Origin of the sequence: Enterococcus sp. DIV0421, assembly GCF_051713745.1 — a bacterium.
Lineage (GTDB): Bacteria > Bacillota > Bacilli > Lactobacillales > Enterococcaceae > Enterococcus_D > Enterococcus_D casseliflavus.
Genome location: NZ_JBIOQM010000001.1, coordinates 1156412 through 1177565 on the forward strand (window position 1 = coordinate 1156412; position 21154 = coordinate 1177565).

At 44.9% G+C, this 21154-nt stretch carries 19 protein-coding genes; all 19 read right to left on the reverse strand.

The window, feature by feature from the left end:
* Positions 1-32 precede the first annotated feature (32 nt).
* The 19 genes from IGI96_RS05620 to dtd all read right to left on the reverse strand — a co-directional run bounded on the left by IGI96_RS05620 (position 33) and on the right by dtd (position 21153).
* Entirely contained in the window at positions 33-1364 is a 1332-nt protein-coding gene (locus tag IGI96_RS05620) for a sensor histidine kinase (RefSeq protein WP_086337770.1), read from the reverse strand.
* On the reverse strand, positions 1358-2044 hold the full coding sequence (locus IGI96_RS05625) for a response regulator transcription factor (protein WP_016609987.1): 687 nt from the start codon (positions 2042-2044) through the stop codon (positions 1358-1360). Before IGI96_RS05625 ends, IGI96_RS05620 begins: the two co-directional genes overlap by 7 nt.
* Entirely contained in the window at positions 2026-2277 is a 252-nt protein-coding gene (locus IGI96_RS05630; protein ID WP_086337769.1) for a hypothetical protein, read from the reverse strand. The genes IGI96_RS05625 and IGI96_RS05630 overlap by 19 nt, the downstream gene beginning before the upstream one ends.
* Before the next feature lie 41 nt (positions 2278-2318).
* Positions 2319-3632, reverse strand: coding sequence for a PASTA domain-containing protein (locus tag IGI96_RS05635; RefSeq protein WP_086337768.1), 1314 nt, complete (start codon positions 3630-3632; stop codon positions 2319-2321).
* Entirely contained in the window at positions 3625-4299 is a 675-nt protein-coding gene (locus IGI96_RS05640) for an ABC transporter ATP-binding protein (protein WP_016609985.1), read from the reverse strand. The genes IGI96_RS05635 and IGI96_RS05640 overlap by 8 nt, the downstream gene beginning before the upstream one ends.
* 12 nt (positions 4300-4311) lie before the next feature.
* The gene (locus IGI96_RS05645; RefSeq protein WP_016609984.1) at positions 4312-5766 is read right to left on the reverse strand and encodes an ABC transporter permease; all 1455 of its coding nucleotides are present in this window, start codon (positions 5764-5766) and stop codon (positions 4312-4314) included.
* A gap of 272 nt (positions 5767-6038) precedes the next feature.
* Positions 6039-7424: an APC family permease gene (locus tag IGI96_RS05650; protein WP_086337767.1), complete on the reverse strand. Its 1386-nt coding sequence runs from the start codon at positions 7422-7424 to the stop codon at positions 6039-6041.
* Between the two features lie 23 nt (positions 7425-7447).
* On the reverse strand, positions 7448-8314 hold the full coding sequence (locus IGI96_RS05655) for a GRP family sugar transporter (RefSeq protein WP_015510464.1): 867 nt from the start codon (positions 8312-8314) through the stop codon (positions 7448-7450).
* A 115-nt stretch (positions 8315-8429) separates the two neighbouring features.
* Complete coding sequence (gene sapS, locus IGI96_RS05660) at positions 8430-9467, reverse strand: two-component system sensor histidine kinase SapS (RefSeq protein WP_010749047.1); 1038 nt, start codon at positions 9465-9467, stop codon at positions 8430-8432.
* Positions 9464-10138, reverse strand: coding sequence for a two-component system response regulator SapR (sapR, locus tag IGI96_RS05665; protein ID WP_005227794.1), 675 nt, complete (start codon positions 10136-10138; stop codon positions 9464-9466). Before sapR ends, sapS begins: the two co-directional genes overlap by 4 nt.
* Positions 10139-10296: 158 nt before the next feature.
* A complete protein-coding gene (locus tag IGI96_RS05670; protein WP_005227790.1) occupies positions 10297-10500 on the reverse strand; it encodes a hypothetical protein in 204 nt (67 codons plus the stop codon).
* Between the two features lie 19 nt (positions 10501-10519).
* Complete coding sequence (locus IGI96_RS05675) at positions 10520-12025, reverse strand: phosphomannomutase/phosphoglucomutase (protein WP_438784951.1); 1506 nt, start codon at positions 12023-12025, stop codon at positions 10520-10522.
* A 103-nt stretch (positions 12026-12128) separates the two neighbouring features.
* The gene (locus IGI96_RS05680) at positions 12129-12623 is read right to left on the reverse strand and encodes a methylated-DNA--[protein]-cysteine S-methyltransferase (protein WP_086337765.1); all 495 of its coding nucleotides are present in this window, start codon (positions 12621-12623) and stop codon (positions 12129-12131) included.
* Between the two features lie 201 nt (positions 12624-12824).
* Positions 12825-14747 (reverse strand): ABC transporter ATP-binding protein, encoded by a 1923-nt coding sequence (locus IGI96_RS05685; RefSeq protein ID WP_005227782.1) that lies wholly within the window; start codon positions 14745-14747, stop codon positions 12825-12827.
* Positions 14686-16425, reverse strand: a complete 1740-nt coding sequence (locus IGI96_RS05690; protein WP_438784953.1) for an ABC transporter ATP-binding protein — start codon at positions 16423-16425, stop codon at positions 14686-14688. Before IGI96_RS05690 ends, IGI96_RS05685 begins: the two co-directional genes overlap by 62 nt.
* Positions 16426-16613: 188 nt before the next feature.
* Positions 16614-18164 (reverse strand): PASTA domain-containing protein, encoded by a 1551-nt coding sequence (locus IGI96_RS05695; protein ID WP_086337763.1) that lies wholly within the window; start codon positions 18162-18164, stop codon positions 16614-16616.
* Complete coding sequence (locus IGI96_RS05700) at positions 18157-18831, reverse strand: ABC transporter ATP-binding protein (RefSeq protein ID WP_005227776.1); 675 nt, start codon at positions 18829-18831, stop codon at positions 18157-18159. The genes IGI96_RS05695 and IGI96_RS05700 overlap by 8 nt, the downstream gene beginning before the upstream one ends.
* A 12-nt stretch (positions 18832-18843) precedes the next feature.
* Positions 18844-20394 (reverse strand): ABC transporter permease, encoded by a 1551-nt coding sequence (locus IGI96_RS05705; RefSeq protein WP_086337762.1) that lies wholly within the window; start codon positions 20392-20394, stop codon positions 18844-18846.
* A gap of 312 nt (positions 20395-20706) precedes the next feature.
* Positions 20707-21153 carry a D-aminoacyl-tRNA deacylase gene (gene dtd / locus IGI96_RS05710; protein WP_005227772.1) on the reverse strand — a complete coding sequence of 149 codons (447 nt, stop codon included), beginning with the start codon at positions 21151-21153 and terminating at the stop codon, positions 20707-20709.
* Position 21154: the final 1 nt, after the last annotated feature.

Below are 21154 nucleotides of genomic sequence, written 5' to 3' on the forward strand. Positions count from 1 at the left end.
ATCTTTTATTTCCTAACGGTAAAGCTCATTTTTCAATGAAATGAAACTTCAAAGTGATTGACGCCGTCTTGATCCACCGTCAAACTGATTTGCGCCTGCAGCATTTCTGTGATGGCTTTGGCGATGGCTAAACCTAACCCATAGCCACCGTCTTGATGGTTGCGAGAAGGATCCCCGCGGTAAAAGCGATCAAAGACATAGGGAATTTTTTCTTCAGGGATCGGGCAACCACTGTTAGAGACTTGCAGCACCGTTTTTCGTTGGCGTTCAACGAGTGCCACTGTGACGGTTTCTCCAGTAGGTGTATATTTCAAGGCATTGTCTACCAATATCATGGTCAATTGCCGCAAGGCTTGCTCATTGCTTTCAAGACTCACCTGTTTAGCGATCTGTTCCTGATAGTGGATCCCTTTTTCCAGTGCAATGGCCTCCATGCTTTGATAAACACTTTGCACGACTTGACTGGCATCGATCACCGAACGCACGACTTCTTGCTCGGCACTTTCGAATTTGGTCAGCATCAATAAGCTATTTACTAGCTCATCCATCCGTTCGGAACCTAACTGGATGTTTTCCAGCCATTTCATTTGGCTTTCCAAGGTTTCTTCTGGACTGCCAGCTAATACCTCAGCATTGACTTGAATGATCGCCAGTGGTGTTTTCAACTCATGGGAAGCGTTAGAAACAAACTCTTTTTGTTTGCGCCAAGCCAGCTCAACTGGTCGTAAGGCTCGATTGGCGACATAAAAGCTAGCGATATAAATACTGGCTAAGGCTAAGACCCCGATGAGCAAAAGCGTGGTTCTTAAGTTGCTTAGACTGGTTTTGTAGTCGGTGACATCAAAGAACAGCACTTGATAAAATGGCTCGTAATTATTGATACTGGTGGAATATTCCCCCGTCGAATCATGATTGATCGAATAATGACTAAAGGAAGTCACCAAAAAGAGCGCATACCGCCAATTTCGGCCATTTACCTTCACTTCGTTAGGGATCTCCCCTTGTTTCGCCGCTGCATCGACCAATGCTTCATAAAGCTCGTTTTGATCGACGCTCTCATCAATACTTTGAATCACAACATCCATTTGATCCACGTCGACTAGAGCGATTTCTCTGAACTCACTGGTACTGTTCGTGATGGTCAACATCATTGGATACTCAGGTTCTGTCAGTGATTGCCGTACTTCCTCCTCATCCAACGGTACCGCAGCTAAGGTGTTGGCTTCTTGCGAGATCAATGATTGGATCTCGTTTTCAATTTGGGTGGCATTCAAAATATAGATAAAGGTAAAAGCACCTAAGACAATGATTGAGATCAACACCATATTGAACCACAGCATTTTATTCCGTAATTTTTTTAACATAGCGGCTCCTTGCTCTGCAAAATATACCCCGCATTGCGGATCGTACGAATGCCGATATCCGCTTCTAGCAGCGTCAGTTTTTTTCGCAGCAAAGATACATAGATCTCAACACGGTTTTCTTCCACATCGGGATCAAAGCCCCAAATCTTATTGATGATGGTTTCTTTTGATAAAATCACTTTAGGTCTGGATAAAAATAGCTCCATCAGTTTCATTTCTTTTGGTGACAGCACCACTTGATTGGTCGTTGTAGCCAACTGCAGCTCATTACGCGCCAAGACCACGTTGCCAAAGGCTAACTGGCCTTCTTGATAATCCAAGTCTTTTCTTCTACTTAATGAACGAATCCGTGCCAGCAGCTCTTTCATTTGAAAGGGTTTCGTCAAATAATCATCTGCCCCTGCATCTAAGCCGAGTACTTTGTCATCGACTTCGCTTTTGGCCGTCAACATAATGATCGGCGTGCGAATATTTTGCTTGCGTAACGTCTTTAGCAATGTAATCCCATCGATTTTTGGCAGCATGATATCCAAAACGAGAAGGTCATACACCCCACTTGCTGCGTAATCCAACCCAGTCTCGCCATCATATGCCAAATCAACGGAATAATGCTGTTTTTTCAATAAGCTGGCAACCGCTTCTGCGATCGATGGCTCATCTTCTACGAATAAGATCCGCATCGGTCAGTCCCCCTTTTACACTCATCATTTCTTTTTTCAATCACTTTTCGGTAAGCACAATCATTCCTGTAGGATCGTTCCAATTGTTCTCCAATAAAACGTTCTGTTGAAACGATCCGCACGTGTTCGCTGGATTGATGAATCCACATGTGTAGCAACAATGCTACCATACCGCTTAGTAAAAAGACAAACAGCTTTTTCCTAAGGTCTTGAAAATTCTCTTGATGACGCATGGGTTTCCTCCTTCTTGCAGGTCATCGATAAATCCGCTCGGCTATTCTGGATCAGTAGCCGCTGGGGCTGTCTGATTGCCTAAGCTGATATCGAAGGTGATCGTATCTTCTAACGGTAAAAACTGATTGAACTTGCTCATCCCCACGATTGTCCCGTAGGGTTCTGCTGAATTGACATAACGGACTTGATAGCTGATGTTCGCCCCTTTTGAACGGAATTCATCAAAGAAGAGTTTTTGCAGATCCCCTTCAAGGAGCTCGCTTCGACGGTAATCTTTGATATACGGTTGGCCTGCCGAATAGACAACTTCAATGCCTTTGTCATCTTTGCTGGTTAAGACGGTCCCGGCGGTCTCACTTTGCGAGATCAATTGTCCGTAGGGCAGACTCTGAGTAAACTGCATCCGCATCCGCACAGTGACCCCCTCAACAGCGGCCTGGGCATCATCTGGTAAAATCGTTGAAAAGTCAGGGACGGTGACCCCTTTCCCTAGGGAAATCGTTACTTGAAACGCATCCCGTTTCGCGATTTTTTCTTTTGGTGCCACGCTTTGTTCAATGACTTTGCCTTCTTCCACAGTATCCGAAGCCTGTTCTTTGATTTCAAGCTCCAGCTCATGGGCTTTCCCCCATGTTTCTACCTCTGCACGGGTTTTATCACGAAAGTCTGGTACTTCAATATCTTTTTCAAAGGTTTCTTCGCCTTTGGAATAAAAGACTCGTCCGACATCTCGACGATGATAGTTTTCTTGCGAGACTTCTTTATTGGTAAATTCTACTCGAATCGGTGCTTTTTCCTCGATCTCATCGTGGTATTCATCGACGATCGTCAAATTGCTGGCTTGATTTTTTTCGATCCACTCTGCTGCCTCGTCCCTCGTCATTTCCATAAAGTCTGGCAATGCCAATTTCTCTTCTGGATCTGGGCCTTGGCTCACCGTTAGATGCAGGGTGCTTCTTTTTCTGACTCGACTTCTGGCGGCTTCTTCTTGGGCGATCACTTGATTGGCTGGGGCTTCATCATAGGCAGGCGTCACATCGATCGCAAGATCATGTTCCGCCGCCCATTCCCTGACTTCTGAGATCTCTTTGTCCACAAAGTTATCCAGTCGGACGTACGCCAATTGGAAAAATAAAAAGCCGCTGAGTATAAGTAACCCGAGTAACGCACCCATCCCCAGCAGTCGTTTTTTCCGCCGTTTCTTTTTGAAGGAGGGATCGTATTCGATCCCCTCTTCTAAAGAAGCTGAACCTTTTTCTTTGCGGGAAGCCCGGGAAGAAGGTGCTTTAACTGTAGCTGATTCCTTGTCTGGCTCTTTCGGTTCTTCTTCAAACTTCGATAAAAAATCACTCATAGGCCGTCAACTCACCTTTTTTCAAATAAAATGTCTGATCCGACTGCTTGGCAATTTCAGTCGAATGGGTCACTACGATGATGCACTTGTTGTGTAAAGTAGCTAAATCTTTAAAAATATCCACGATTTCTTGCTCCATGCCTTCATCCAAATTTCCCGTCGGCTCATCAGCTAAAATGATATCAACATTGGTCGCCAAGGCACGAGCGATGGCGACCCGCTGTTGTTCCCCACCGGAGAGCTGATTGACGAAACGATCGGCTTTCGTGGAGGTGATTCCGATATAATCCAGCAAGCGATACGCAATTTGATCGTGTTGATCGGGGAGCTTGTTGTCTGAGATCGCCATCGAAACAAGGACATTTTCTAATGCCGTCAAATAAGGGATCAAGTTGTAACTTTGAAAAATCAAACTGATCTTGTTGCGGCGATACTCTTCATAGCCGATCGTTTTGATATTTTTTCCTTCAAAAAATACTTCCCCATCGGTTGGTTGATCCAATGCACTGATCAAGGAAAGAAAGGTGGTCTTTCCAGAGCCTGATTTCCCTAAAATCGTGTAAAATTTACCTTTTTCAAAGGAGATATTGGTTTTATCTAAAATCTTCCGACGATTCTCACCATCTTGGTAGTAATACGTCATCTCTTTGGTTTCTAAAATTGCCATGTTCTTCGCTCCTTACAGCATGATTTTTTTCGGATTCAAACGTAAAATATACAACAGCGGCACCACTGCCGAAAGCAAGATCGTCAAGATCCCGGTCGCTAAAAAGGCAATGATATAAGACAGGGTGTATTGAACGCGAAACGCTTCGTTGATCGTTGCTTGATCGATTTTCGGTACACCCACAAAGAATTGCTCCACCCCTGCTTGATTTGCCTCTAGCATACTACTGGATAACAAAGATTCAGAAACCATCTTGCCCAGCATATTCCCTGTGACCAAGGAGATCAACATTGCACTGACACCAATCAACAGGAGTTCGAGCACGATCTGTGCAAACACGTATTTCCGTCGTTCTCCTAACGAAAGGTAGATACCTAACTCATATTTACGATCGCGGGTAAACAGCACAATGATCAAGGAGATAATAATCAAGGAAGCAATCACCGCAATCACTACGACATATGATGAAATCTGTGATAAGCGATTCATGCTGGTCCCCACACGGTCATACTCATCCGTAGAGGCATTGACCTTATAGCCATTTGGCAAGAGCGGTGTCACCTCTTGTTTGAATTGCTCTGCATCTTCTGGTTGGTTCAAAATGAATTGTGGAGTGAAGAACTCATCATCAGAACCGAAATCTGTCGCTGGAAACGCCGCTTGCTGTCCCGCACGTTCCTCTTCAACAATCGTTTTCACGGCATCATTCGGCATATAGATACGATTGAAGGGCCGATCATCAAATGCAAACGAGCTGGCCATGCCATCTTGTCCTTGATTATTTGCTTTTTCTAAGCTGGTATTTTTAAATATCCCGACGATTTCGATGGAGTAATCATTGCCTTTTTGCTTTTCAGGGTCCATCCCTGACGAATAATCGACAAACTGACCATCTAAGACCATAGTGTCTCCCACGGTCAAGCCGTTTTCCTGAGCCATCTCTTCCGATATCAAGCCCACACGTTTTCCGGTACGCTGTTCCTCTTCAGTAAAAAAGCGTCCCTGTGTTAAATCCACCGTATCTTCTTCAAAATCCAACGGCTTTAAGAGATTGGTTCCTGTTAAATAAACCCAAGGAGATATTCCTCCGACAATCATGACATTGTCGTCGTCCTCTTCAGGACTAAAACGATAAGGTTTGAAGTTTTCAACAGCAATCGTTGCTTCTCGCAAATAATCGTACTGCTTGACCTCGGAGCGCTCACCGATCTGTTTGATCAGCTCCTCTGGCAACGGCTGAATCTCCTCCATACTTGCACTGCCATCACTATTTGCCATCATCGCTTCATGATCGACTTCAATCGTTGCCAGCGAGCCTAATTGATTTTTGATCTGCTTTTCGACATTTTGAGTCGATTGATTGACCGCAATTGCGCCAGCGATCACATTTCCTAATATCAGAATAACAGCAAACAATATCGCAGATTTCCCTCGCTTTCTCGTCACACTCAGCCATGCTCGTTTCATATAATTCACTTGCCAACATCCTCTCTTTTTTTCTCTAACAAAAGCATACTGGATGAACCTTTAGTGAATCTGTCATTTGCAAATTTTTTCAAAAAAAGCAGAATCTTAGGGAACATTTGATAAAAAAGACTGTTGTTTCAATGATCGACTCAAGCAATCATCGGAATGTGAATGACAAAAGAACATACCTCCCAAAGATTTCTTTGGGAGGCTTTGCTATAGTTAACAAAAAAAGACAAAGACCACATCTGGGTCTTTGTCTTTTCGCTATCTTATTCGTCGATTTTCTCATTTAATTCGCTGTTACGATAGCCATATACAAAATAGATCGCGATTCCGATCACTAAAGAGATCCCAAAAACGATCCAGGTCGCCGTTTTTAGACGGGTCATCAAGAAGAGACAGCTGGCAACGGACAACAAAGGCAATAAAGGTACCAGAGGTACTTTAAATTCACCTTTAGCAGGTGGCCCCATCATCTTCCTCAGCTTGATGATCCCTAAGGACATTAAGATCATATACGACAATGCCGCAATGTTGGTCAATTCTGCCAAGATATTCACCGGGAAAGCTGCCGCAAAGAAGAAAGCAAAAACACCAGCGATGTAGGTCGCTTTCTTTGGTGTTTTATGCTTAGGATCGATGGCTTGCATGGCTTTTGGCAATAACCCATCTTTACTGATGGCATATAACAGACGCGCCAAGGAGTACATCATAGCGATCGTCACTGTTAATAAGGTCAAGATCGCCCCTACGGAAATGATTGATCCGACCACTCCATGACCGACATAACGCATCGCAAAAGCCACCGGATCATTGACTCCTAATTCAGCAAACGGCACGATTCCCGTCATGATCAGTGTGACAATGATATAAAGGACTGTTGCGATCGCAATGGAACCAATGATCCCCCGAGGGACATTTTTCTTTGCATCTTCAACTTCTTCCGCCGCCATTGCGACGGCATCAAAGCCAAGAAAAGCAAAGAAGACTAACGCTGCACCATTAAAGACGCCTGAAAAACCAAAGGGCATAAAGGGCTGCCAGTTGTCTGGTTCCACGAAAAAGGCACCAAAGACGATAAACAAGAGGATCACGCCGAATTTCACCCATACCATGGCATTATTCAAACGCAACGCTTTTTTCGCTTCTTGGCTGACCCATAAGGTTACAAAAATAATGACTAAACCAGCAATCAGATCAATGTAGGTCCCCTTGCTTGGATCATAACCGCCCGTCAAAGCGGTTGGTAAATGGATATCCGCACTGGCCAAGAAGCCTTGCACATAGCCTGACCAGCCAGATGCCACCGAAGAAACGGCCAATAAGAACTCGCAAATCAAAAACCAGCCTGCCAGCCACGCGGTAAACTCACCAAAAACGACATACAGATACGAATAGGCGCCCCCTAAAACAGGGATCCGAGAAGCAAATTCCGCAAAAGAAAGCCCTGATAACACAACAACGATACCAGCTACAACAAAGGAAAGAATCAATGCCGGTCCGGCATACTCAGCAGAAGCAGTCCCTGTAACAACAAAGATACCTGTGCCGATAATGGCGCCGATCCCCAACATAATCAAATCTTTTAACTTCAACTCTTTTTTTAAATTCGTCACACTTTCCCGTTGTATGACTTTTTTTCGAAATAAATCCATAACTCCTCCTCAAAAATATAAGTTTATGTTGCTTTCATATACCCCAGCAAAACACCACCGATAATCACCAGCAGACAACCAATCACCACATAACGCAGTTCTTTCTTGGTTTTCTTTTCGCCGAGAATAAAAATCCCGCCTAGCGTTGAAATGATGATCCCCATCTGCGACAATGAGAAGCCCACCGCGAGTCCGACTTGCTGAACCGTGATCAGCATGCAGACATTTCCGATGCCCCATAACAACCCTGACAAAGTATTTTTCCCTACAAAACGGTCGACCTTCGTCTTCCTTAAAGCAAATAGGCTGGCACCGATCAGCATCCCGACACTTTGTGGCAAAATGATCGCCAAGGGGTCCAATCCTGCCCAAGTAATCAAAATCGTATAGGCGCCGTAACCGATCGTTGATGAGATCAATGCCCGAAATCCTTTAGGAAAATCAAGCATCTTGCTACCAGCTTCTACCGGACTTTCGCCATCTTGACGAGCGGTCAGATACGCCCCGATCACCAACAAGATCAATGCGCTAACACCTAGTGCATAATCGCGGGTCTGTGTCCATTCTGCAAAAAACAATGCACCTGCGACTGTATTTAAAATCAGCTGCATGCCGGTTGAAAGCGGCAGTCCAACAGACACACCTAGATATTTCATGCCATGGAATTGACCGTTTTGACCGACGGACCAAAAAAGACCAGACAAAAGACCGATCAAAATCACCTTTCCATCAATCACTGGCATCGTCACAAAAAATACGACCAGCGAAAAGAAAAAGGCACCAATCGTCATTCCTAGCGTTTGCTGGTTCGCATCCCCGCCAAGTTTGGCACTTACTAAACCAATGCTGCCCCACGCAAACATTGGTACTAATGCAACGAGTATCTCCATTTCATTCATCCTTACCATTCAATTTTAAACACAGGCTTTAGTGTATCAGTGAAAACGTTCTAGGGACAAGTGATTTTTGTCAAAAAACACAAAAAGATACTCGAAAAAAAGCAGATTAGCGTTTTTCCTCATAATAACTCAACAACGGAAAGAACAGCGTCATGGTGGTTCCTTTTCCAACTGTCGACGAAGCCGTTAGCTCGATGCCTAATTCCTTCGCTAAACTTTTCGCTAAAAAGAGCCCCAATCCCGTCGAGTGGGTGTCCGTTTGGCGCCCATTTTCGCCCGTAAAGCCTTTATCAAAGATGCGCCGCATATCTTCTTTAGGAATGCCGATCCCACTATCTTGCAAGTGGAGATAGGTCCCTTGGGCATCTTTTTCGATCCGAATCGTCAGCTGCCCATTTTGTGGTGTGTACTTCACGGCATTGCTGACCAGCTGTCGAAAGATAAAGCCGAGCCATTTTTCATCGGTCAACACTTGCTGATCCTCGCCTTCAACGGCATAGTGCAGGTTCTTTTGGATAAAATAATTGGCCTGACTGCGTAAAACTGGCTGGATGACGGCTTTCAATGAAATTTCTTGGACCAGATAATCTTTTGAAAAGCTGTCTAAGCGGGCGACGTATAAGACTTGCTCGACGTATTCGTTCATGCGGTTCAATTCATTTTCTAGTAAGATGAATTTTTCATCGGGAATATCAAATTCGATCGAATGCAAAAGCAATCGTGATGCAGCTAAAGGGACTTTGATCTCATGGACCCACGAATCGATGTATTCCTTTTGTTCTTCTTGATTGCTGACGACTTGCTGCATCAATTCTTGGTGCTCTCGGATCAACTGATTGATGTAGGATTCGATCCGTTCTTCTTCCGCCGAGCGTGCTCCTTGCAAGTAGTTTTGCAGCAAGCTGTCTCCAGGCTTGGGGGTGATTTTTTGCCAAAAACGCCGCTTAGATAAGTAGCTGACTGCTAAAAAGAACACCATCAAGACACTTTGCATCAAAAAGAGATAGCCGACTGTGCCCCAATCCATCGGGGAATGAGGAGTCAGCCAAAAAACTAAGACCGTCAACACGAAAAAGACTAGCCAACCGATAAACAGCAGCCAACGATCTTTCAAAAAACTGCGCAAAACCCGCCACTTTGTCATGGTACGATGTACCCTTGACCAACCTTGGTCTCAATGTAGCCGTTCATCCCCGCTTGTTCGATTTTTCGTCGCAAACGATTGATATTGACCGTCAAGGTATTGTCGTCTACAAATCGCTCGTCATCCCATAAGGCCCGCAAGAGTTTTTCCCGACTTAAAATCTTGCCGTGATTTTTCATCAAAATATACAGCAGGCGGTATTCGTTTTTGCTAAGATCGATGCTTTCGCCATTGATATACATGCTGCTGTTGTCGATATTGAGGGTCAAACCGTTATGCACTAACGTTTCACTGCTGCTTTCTACATAGTTGTAGGAACGGCGCAGCAGCGCATTGATTTTTGCAATCAGAACGTCGATCTCAAAAGGTTTTGTCACAAAATCGTCCGCTCCCATATTCATGGCCATGATCATATCCATATTGGTATTGCGGCTAGAAATAAAAATGATTGGTACTTTGGAAGCTTCGCGGATTTTTTGACACCAATAGTAGCCATCAAAAACCGGCAAGTTGATATCCAGTAAAATCAGTTGGGGCTCTTGTTCTTCAAAGTCAGTCAACACTTGATGGAAATCCGTCGTGCCAAAGGTCTCAAACTGCCATTTTTCTAGTTCTTCGATAATCAGTTGGCGAATCACCGCTTCATCTTCTACTACCATTATTTTTGCCATATCCGTGAATTCCCTCACTTTGTGTAATTTTCTCCTCTTTACTTTATCAAATATCAAAAACGAATGCGAACATTAATCGCCGTTTTTAGCAAACCCTAAAAAACCTCGCCACTGACGGTAGAGGCCAGTGGCGAGGCAAAGCAAAAATGTCTATTGGGTTATTCGATGATCTCTACCGTCTCGATCAGTAATTTACCGATAAACAATAAGATCCCATCGAAAAAAAGCACACTCATGTTGACACCTAATAACATCGATAACCGTTCAACGACATCGATTTTTGGTCGTTTGTTCAAGTAACGAAACAAGAAAAAATTCACACCATACGTCACTGCCATGATCAGCAGCATCAAGATCACCATTTTAGTTCCCTACTTTTCTTCAAATTTTTGGTTGCTGTGCTAAAAACTGTGTCAGTTTGCTTTGATCGATGGCTTCATACTGCGATAGGAAGCGACCGATCGCTTGAACGACTGCCGGTAGATGACCCGCTTCATCATTTTCGATCTGCAGCACCAGCAGTGGTTCGTGCAGGCTCATTCGCAGCAAGAACCAGCCTTGGCCATAGGGCGCTGTCAAGTTGATGCGAATGCCTTCCTCATTTTCTGGATCGATCTGCCAGCCTGGCAGCAAATGATCGGCTAAATCCGCGATTCCTTGGCGACCATAGACTTGATAGTCAGCTTGTTGGATCGCAAAGCGCAATTCTTGGGTCTCGGCGGGTTGTTGCAACGCCGCGATCAGCTCATCCAGTGTCGTGCCTTGCTGTTGCAATTGAGGCAGCATCATCAAGAGCTTGGCGATCACGTACGCCCCGTCATCTAAAAAGAAATTTTCTTTAAACGCGGCATGCCCGCTGGTTTCGATGGCTAACTGTGTGTCCAGTCCTGCTTCATTCAATTCGATCGCTTTGTTGATCACATTGCGGTAGCCAGAAATATAGCGTACTTGCTGCCCTCCCAGTGCTTCGATAAAGGTTTTTAAATGATTGGAGGTTGGCGAATTGGTGACGATACGTGTGCCAGGGTGTTCCGCTAAGATGATCTTGCTTAATACAGCGATCATATTGTTGCGGTTCAAGGGCTCACCGCTTTTGGTCACGACGGCCGAGCGGTCGACATCGGTATCGAAAATAATGCCTAGATCGGCTTGTTCTCGCAAGACGGCTTCACGGATACTTGCCATTGCCTCTTTATTGTCTGGATTCGGGATATGATTGGGAAAATGCCCATCCGGTTCTAAAAATTGCGAGCCATTCGTATCTGCCCCTAGCGGCAGCAACACTTTTTCAGCAAAAAAGCCGCCGGCGCCATTGCCTGCATCAACAATGATCTTTAATCCAGCCAAAGGTTTTTCCTCATTGGTTCCCATCCCTTGGCGAATTTTTTGCAGTAGATCTTGGGCATAAGGCGTCAGCAGGTCTTTTTGCTGATAGCTTCCTTTTTCCGCTGCCTCATGAACGGTAGTGTGGGTCAAAATATAGTGGATATCCGTTTTTTCGGCACCGCCTTGGCGGCTGAAAATTTTTATTCCATTAAAATAATAAGGCAAATGACTCGCTGTCAGCATCACACCAGCATCACAGTCGAAATCCGCAAACTGTGTACTCATAAACATGGCAGGTGTCGTTGCCAAGCCGCAATCGATCACTGCCACGCCTTCTTGCTGCAGCTGTGCCATCAACACTTCTTGCAGTGCTTCGCCACTCAAGCGACTGTCACGACCGACTGCCATGCGAAAAGGACCGCTGCCCTTTGTTGCCAACCAGTTGCGCAAGCCCGAAGCAACTTGCCGAACCGCTTGCTCTGTCAGTGTCACCTGCTCTTTTTCTGTTGCGATCGCAATTCCTCGAATATCAGAACCATTTTGCAAATCAACGATGTTCATTTCCTCCACCCCTTCTTGTAACCGGAATCAATTTTATTATACCAGAGAAAAAAGGAAATGAAATTGCTTTTTAGTATTTTTTACTATAAATAGTTTGCTTCCCTTACTCTTTAAACGGAATCCCTTCCAGTTGCAGTAGTCGGCGTTTGGTTGCTAACCCGCCCCTGTACCCAGTCAAGCGACCGTTTTTTCCTAACACACGATGACAAGGAACCACGATCATCATCGGGTTACGCCCCACTGCATTTGCGACAGCGCGGACAGCAGTCGGTCGTTGAATGCGTAGCGCCAAGTCACTATACGTAGTGGTTTGCCCATAAGGAATTTGGGTCAGTGCTTGCCAAACGGTTTGTTGAAACGGTGTCCCGACAAAATCAAACGCAAAAGTAAATGTCACTGGTTCCCCTGTAAAATACGCTTGCAGCTGCGCTTCAATTACTGGATCAAGGTCAGCTGTACTACTGATTTCAGCCAATGGAAAGAACTTGAGTAATTCATGATGATCCTGCTGCCGACCAAAATAAACTAACCCTTTTTCCGATTGGACCACTTCATACCACTCATCATCTAAAACGATCTTTGCCAATGCTAGTTTCATGTTTTCACCTCATGGAATCCATTTTTCGCAGCACAACTGCTGACGTGCTGCCGCCGTTGTGCGGCTGTCTCAGTGACAGTATACCATTTTTTCGAGCTGCGCAAAAAAACCGACTGGCTTACTGCCAATCGGTCGTTGCAAACAAGGGAAAAATAGGTAGATCGCCAGTCGCTGCAGCTTCAAGCCGTAGCCATGGCAGGATCAATCCAATTCGATTTTTCCAGTATAGAGCTGATAATAGGTGCCTTTTTCCGCCAATAGCGTTTCATGAGTCCCCCGCTCAATGATACGGCCATGATCCATCACCATGATGGCATCGGAGTTTTGGATCGTAGACAATCGATGAGCAATCACAAACACGGTCCGTCCAGACATCAAACGGTCCATCCCTGATTGGACGATCCGCTCTGTACGGGTATCGATGCTTGAGGTGGCTTCGTCTAAGATCATCACTGGCGGATCAGCGATCGCTGCCCGCGCAATTGCCAACAGCTGACGTTGCCCTTGGGAAAGCCCTTCGCCATCGCCCGTGATCACGGTGTCGTATTTTTCTGGCAAGTGGTTGATAAACATGTCGGCATTGGCTAATTTCGCAGCTGCCAGCACTTCTTCATCACTAGCATCCAGTTTTCCGAAGCGAATATTCTCGCGAATCGTTCCAGTAAACAAATGGGTGTCTTGCAACACGATCCCTAAGGAGCGGCGCAGGGATTCAAGATGGATTTTTTCAATATTGATGCCATCATAACGAATCTTCCCGTCTTGGATGTTGTAGAACCGATTGATCAAATTGGTGATCGTTGTCTTACCAGCACCTGTGGCACCAACAAAAGCAACTTTTTGCCCAGGCTCTGCATACAGATTGATATCATGTAAGACCAGTTGATTGTCGACATAGCCGAAATCAACATCTTCAAATCGCACGTCTCCCGTCACTTCCGTATAGGTAATGGTCCCATCCTCGTGGGGATGTTTCCACGCCCACGTGCCTGTTCGTTCTTTGGTTTCAACTAGCTGACCTTGCGACCATTTGGCATTGACCAGTGTGACGTAGCCATGATCGATTTCTGGCGTTTCATCTAATAGATGGAAGATCCGCTCGGCACCAGCTAACGCCATGATCACAAAATTGATTTGTTGTGACACCTGGCTGATAGGACCATTTAATGAACGGCTCAGCTGCAAGAAAGAAGCGATCATCCCGACCGTTAGGCCAGAAACACCATTGATGGCAAACAGGCCCCCAATGATGGCGATCAAGACATATTGGACATTCAGTAAGTTCATCATGATCGGCATCAAGGTATTGGCATTGACATTGGCTTTAGTGGCACTTTCTTGTAGTTGGTCATTTAAGGCATCAAATTCTTCCATGACGATTTTTTCATGATTGAAGATCTTGACGACTTTTTGCCCGTGCATCATTTCTTCGATATACCCGTTGACAGCGCCTAAATCTCGTTGCTGTGCGCCAAAGAAGCGGCCGCTGCGGCGAGAAATGATACGGATCACATTCAGCATCAAAATAATCGACAGCATCACGAACAAAGTCAATGGGACACTGATGGAGAACATAGCGATAAAGACAGAACAAAAGGTTACCGCCGCCATCATCAAGTTTGGAATACTTTGGGAGATCATTTGGCGCAACGTATCCGTATCGTTGGTAAAGTGACTCATGATGTCGCCATCTGAGCGGGCATCAAAGTAACCGACGGGTAGAGACTGCATATGCGTAAACATTTGGTCACGGATTTTTTTCTGCGTCCCCTCACTGATCTTGACCATCATAAAGTTATAGATCAGTGCGGCCAAGATCCCAATCAGGTAGATGATCGCCATTTGAACGATCGCCCGAAACAAACCGCCAAAATCAGGATTGGCTTGCCCTAAAAGCGGTGTGATATGATCGTCGATCACGACTTGTAAAAACAACGAACCGCGAACGTTGGCAAAGGCACTTAATAAGATCATAACAACGACGAATAGGAGTTGTCCTTTGTAGTCGCCAAACATCGTCCGCAATAAGCGTTTCAATGTGCGCTTGGGATTTGCTGCTTGTCTATTCTTCACCTTCACCAAATCCTTTCTGCTGCGAATGGTACACTTCTTGATAGATGGCATTGTTTGCCAATAATTCTTCATGGGTACCGATGCCGTTGATTTTGCCATCATCCATTACGATGATCCGATCGGCGTCTTCAATCGAATTGATCCGTTGGGAAATAATGATCGTCGTCGTTCCAGGGATTTCTCGTTTCAAGCCTTCACGAATACTGCGGTCGGTTTTGGTATCGACGGCACTGGTAGAATCATCGAGGATCAAGATTTTCGGTTTCTTCAACAAGGCACGAGCAATCGTCAACCGTTGTTTTTGTCCACCAGAAACATTGTTTCCTCCTTGTGAGATCTGCGTTTCATATTTATCAGGAAATTCTTGAATGAAGGGATCGGCTTGTGCGATCGTTGCCACGCGCTGGATCTCTTCATCCGACGCTTCTTCATTGCCCCAACGTAAATTGTCGTTGATGGTGCCGCTGAAAAGGACATTGTTTTGCAAGACCATACTTACTTGGTCCCGCAATGCTTCTAAATCATAGTCGCGAACATCATGACCGCCGACGATGACACGCCCTTCAATCACATCATATAAGTGCGGGATCAGCTGGACGAGGGTGGATTTTCCGCTCCCGGTCCCGCCAATGACTCCAATGACTTCCCCGGATTCGATACGCAGATTTGCATCCGTCAGCGCCAGCTTGTTTTTGTCATTGGCGTAACTAAAGCCGACATTCTCAAAAACGATGGAGCCGTCTTTGATCTCTTTGACTGGATCGGAGGGATTTTTCAAGTCACTTTCTTCATCTAATACTTCTACGACCCGTTCGGCAGACGTTCGTGCGATCAAAATCTGCACGAAAGCCATCGACATCATCATCAAGCTCATCAAAATCTGCATCGTGTAGTTGAACATGCTGACTAACTCCCCAGTGGTCAGGCTGCTTTGTTCCACGATCAGCTGAGCACCAAACCATGACAGGAGCAGCATACACGTATAGACAGAAAATTGCATCAATGGCATGTTGAAAGAGACGATTCGTTGCGCAAGCGTGAAATTCCGATAAACATCGGTGGACACTTCGCCAAACAGTTCTTCTTGCTGTTCTTCCCGAACATACGATTTCACGACGCGAACCCCTTGTAAATTTTCTTGCACCACATTATTCAGGCGGTCATAAATGCGGAATACTTTTAGAAACAGCGGGTGGGCAAAACGTATAACTAAAGCCAGGCCAATCGCTAAGATCGGTAAAACAACCAGATAGATCGTCATAAGTTCTGGACTGATGGTGCTAACCATTGCAAGTGAAAAAATCAGAACTAACGGACTACGGACCAGAATACGAATAATCATTTGGTAAGCATTTTGGACGTTGGTCACGTCAGTGGTCAAGCGGGTGATCAAACTGGAGGAAGAAAAGCGGTCAATGTTTGAAAAGGAAAAATCTTGGATTCGGCGAAACAGATTGTGCCGCAGGTTGCGGGCAAAACCAGCCGAAGCGATCGCTGCCGTTCGTCCGCCAAGCGTTCCTAAAAGTAATGCGATCAAGGAACATAAAAAAAGCAAGCCGCCATCTCTTAGAATCACACCGGCGTCTCCTTTTTCGATCCCTTGGTCGATCATCATGGCCATGATCAGGGGCATAATGACATCTAAGGCAACCTCTCCTGCTACATACACAGGGGTCAGCAAGCTGTCCTTCTTATAGCTGCCAACATTCGCGAGTAATTTTTTTATCATTTGTTTCGTCCCTTCTATAGATGGCACTGCGGAGCCATTTTTTATCGTTACCATCAAGTTTACTTTATCGACCCAGCGATTTCAAGCGGCTCGCTTGTGTTTTTTTACAATTAGTAAGTAAAAAGCACCCTTCCAAAAAGAAGGGTGCTTGCTTTTTTGATGCGGTTTGAAAAAGCACTTAGTAAGGATTATTCGGTAGCGTTTGAACCAGCGGTACTGATCGGTTCATCGACATCGTCACCGCCATCATCTGCCGGCGGTGTTTGGGTACTGCCTTGCAGATTGCCGCGGCTGATCCCGATGGTGATCCACGTTTCTAGGGGAATAAACTCGCCGTAGCGGCTCATTTCAACAACGGTTCCTTTTGGTTCCGCCGAATCGACATAGTAGATTTCATAATAGACGTTGGCGCCTTTTGATTTGTATTCATCAAAGAATAGTTTTGGCAAGTCGCCTTCCGTTGCTTGAAAACGGATGTCTTTTAAATATGGTCGGCCTAATGAGTAGACGACTTTGACGGTTGGCAAAGTATCGCTTTCGCTGTATTCTTTGCCTGCTTCTTCCGACTGGCTCAAGAAACTACCATACGCCACTTGATCGGAATAGACTGTGCTGACTTGCAGCGGGATTTTCGATTCTAGTCCTTGGGCTTCTTCGATCGTGTATTGTGAAAAATCTGGAACGGTCAATGCTTGGCCTTTTGAGACCTTCACCACAAATTCATCTTTTTTCGCGAGTTTGCTGCCTTTGACTGGTTCTTGTGAAACCACCAGATCCAGGGCGACACTGTCAGAAAAGACGGTTTCTTCTTTGTATTTCAAGTCATTCTTTTTCGCCCATTCAGAAGCTTCACTCTTGGCTTTGCCCGTAAAATCAGGTACTTCAATATTCTTTTCAAAGACCTCTTTCCCTTTTGAATAATAGACACTCAAACGGTCTTTGCGTTTGTATTCCGCCAAATCAAGCTCTTTGTTGGCCGCCTCTTGTTTAATAAAGGCTTCTGCTGCTACGTTGTCGTCAAATTGTTCGATCAAAGAGAGGTTCTCGGCTTTATTGCTGGCGATCCATTCTTTTGCTTCGGTCACTTGCATCGCTGAAAAATCTGGCAGCTCTAAGCGTTCTTCAGGATCAGGCCCGAGACTCGCCGTCAGTGTCAATGTGGCACCCTTCTTGATCTTTTTGTCAGGATCAACACTTTGGTCAATCACTTGGTTGACGTCTTTGTCAAAATCATATTCTTGCTCTACTTTGATAGCGACGCCTTCTTCCATGCCCCACGTCCGCGCTTCTGACAGATCTTGGGCAGTGAAATCTGGCACCTTCACATGGGTCATTTGATAGTAGACGATCCCGATCACGGCAACCGCCAAGGCGGTCAGTAGGGCAATCAGCAAGATTTTTTTCTGCTTACGCTTTTTGTAGGTCGGATCAAATTCCGTTTCTTCTTTCCCAAACCGGCTGACTGGTTCCTTTGATGCTACCTTCTCCGTCGAAGAACTCGCCGCTTTTGCTTCAGTCGTCTGTGTTTGTTGACGGGCTGCCGAACGACTCAGTGGCTCACTAGCGCTCGACTCTTCTGATTGGTGAACCGTCGTCGGCTCTGCTGGTTTGCCCGCTTGCTCCGCGCCACTTGCGTTTTGATCTACGACAGGTTCGCTGGTTTTTTTCTCGCGATCGGGCGTGGGTTTCTTTTTGCCATCATAGTTGTCCGGGCTAAAATTTGATAAAAAATCACTCATGTTTGCTCAACACACCTTTACGTAAATACAAGACTTCATCCGCTTGTTGAGCGATCTCGTTGGCGTGGGTCACGACGATCACACATTTGTTGTGGACGTGTGCCAGCTCTTTAAAGATATCGATGATTTCTTGTTCCATTTCTTCATCCAAATTCCCGGTTGGTTCGTCCGCTAAAATGATATCGACATTGGTGGCTAACGCCCGGGCGATCGCTACCCGTTGTTGTTCCCCACCAGATAATTGATTGACGAGACGATCGGCTTTTTCTTTAGTGATGCCTATATAATCCAGCAAATTGTACGCCACTTCTCGTTGATTGTCTGGCAGCTGATTTTTCGTAATCGCCATCGGCACTAAGACATTTTCGACTGCACTCAAATAGGGAATCAGATTATAGCTTTGGAAAATGATACTGATGTCGTCGCGGCGATAATTCTCATGCCCGATTTTTTCGATATCGGTGCCTTCATAAAGTACTTGACCGCTTTTCGGACTATCCAACGCACTGATCAAGGACAAAAACGTCGTTTTTCCCGAACCAGATTGTCCTAAGATGGCATAGAAAGTCCCTTTTTCAAAAGAAACAGAGGTCTCTTTCAGTATATAGCGGCGCTGATCGCCGTCTTGGTAATAGTAATCGACTGCTTTCGTTTCTAATAAAGTCATCGTTGGTTCCTCCTACATCATGATTTTCTTTGGATTCAAGCGTAAAATATACAGTAGCGGTAAAATCGCTGAGAGTAAGACAGTTCCTAGACCTAACGCCAGATACGTGATGATGTAGCCGGCTGAGAAGGACACTTGATAGGCATTCTTGATATCCATGTAATCAATATTAGCTGCCATCAAACCGCCAGAATAAACACCGCCCATCTCATTTTGATTGCTCATCCAATCGTTTTGCATCAAAGTATTTGAAACGGCCCCACCTAATAAGTTCCCGGTCACTAAGGACAATAGCAGTGCGGCTAAACTAACAAGCAAGACTTCAATCACGATCTGACCAATGACTTTCCCACGGCTTTCCCCCAAGGAGAGATAGATGCCTAATTCTTGTTTCCGATCTCGTAAGAAAAGCAAGACCACTAAGGAAATGATAAAGATGGTAGCGATCGATGCAATGATCACGATGTAATTTGCGATCACTCCTAAACGAGTAAAACCACCGGCGATCTGCTCGTATTGATCCGTATTGGCAACGACGCGGTAATATTGGGGCAATAACGCACCGGCTTCTTGTTTAAAGGCTTCGACGTCATCCGTTGAATTTAGGACAAAGATCGGTTGATAATAGGCGTCTGACTCTTCTTCGATCACTTCTTGACCCCAAAGCTTTTCAGACTGCAATTTGTTAAAATCTTGTACTAAATTATTGCTAGCATAAAAGGTGTTGATTTGATCCATCACTTGCCATATCTGATCACTATTTTGAGAATTGCTTTGATCTGATGAACTGCCTTGATTGCTTTGATCCTTTTTAACGACAGAAAAGATTCCTGCAATGGTCACGGGATAATCAAAGGTTGCGACACGATTGCCACTTTCAGCTGTTTCGTCCGTCGCATCCTCACTATCGTCACTCACTCCCTCGCTTGAACCACCTTCCATCATCACTTCTGCCCGAGTATCCCACACCAATTGATCACCGACACTCAGGTTATTCAATTCTGCGATCTCTTTACTGATCAATACAGCGTTCGTCAACTCACTGACATCTTTTTCTGTCAATCCCTCGCCTTCCTCCAAGCGAATCAAGCCTTCTTGCATGTCTAATGGCTCAACCAAATTTCCGCCCTTCAAAGAGAAATAGTTGCCACCCATGCCGACCGAGCCATCCTCCGGCGTATAGGCTTTCAATTTTGTTGTTTCTAACCAAGCTTGATTTTGGTAATCAAAATATTTCACATAGCTTAACTGACCGATTTGCTCATAAACATCCAGCGCTGGTGGTTTCGGATAAAAATCTTCTTGAGACCGCTCTTCGTCCGAAGCATCTGCATGCTCTTTTTCAAAACCTTCCCAATCCATTTCCACCGTAGCTACGTTCCCCATTTTGCGTTTCGTCTCTCGCTCCACGTTGGCAGTGGATTGTTGAATTGCTACAGCACCAGCGATCACATTGCCTAGAATAAATAGAACTAAAAATAAAATAAATGATTTCCCTTTTCTTCTGGTGATACTTTTTAATGCACGCTGCCAAAAGTTCATTGTTTTTTCCTCCAGTGACATTATTTTTTAACAATTATTCCATACTTCTCCCTCAAGAACAATCGCAATAAAGGGTCGTTTTTCGAATTTTAAATATTAAAAAACGAGTACAAACGATATTTCCATTTAAAAACCCTTATAAAAGAACAAGAAAAAGATGTTAAATAACAAATAAAAGAATGGGATTTTTGCTAACAGTTTTGTAAGATTTCCCGATTTCAACTTAAATTTTACTTGGATTCCATCAAAAATGCTTGGCGCTTTCGAGAGTATAAAAAAACGAAGGAATTCTCTCACTCTTTCCCAGCGAGAAAATCCTTCGTTTTGTATCACTTATTTTTCTTTCGTATCGATTACAATCGTCACCGGGCCATCATTGACCAAGGCGACTTGCATATCTGCACCAAATTTTCCAGTAGCAACAGTGATCCCTTCTGCTTTTAAGCCTTCATTAAAAGCTTCGTAAAGCGGGATCGCAATACTTGGCGGTGCCGCTTGAATGAAGCTGGGACGATTGCCTTTCTTGGTCTCCCCATAGAGGGTGAACTGTGAAATACTCAAGACGGCGCCATTTATACTTTCCAGTGACCGATTCATTTTACCTTCTTCGTCTTCAAAAACCCGCAGATTTTTGATTTTTCTTACGAGATAAGCCACATCGTCGCCTGTATCCTCATGGGTGATCCCCAATAAAACCATAAACCCTTGTTGGATCGCACCGACGATATTCTCCTCAATCGACACACTTGCTTGACTGACTCGCTGGATCACTGCCCGCATT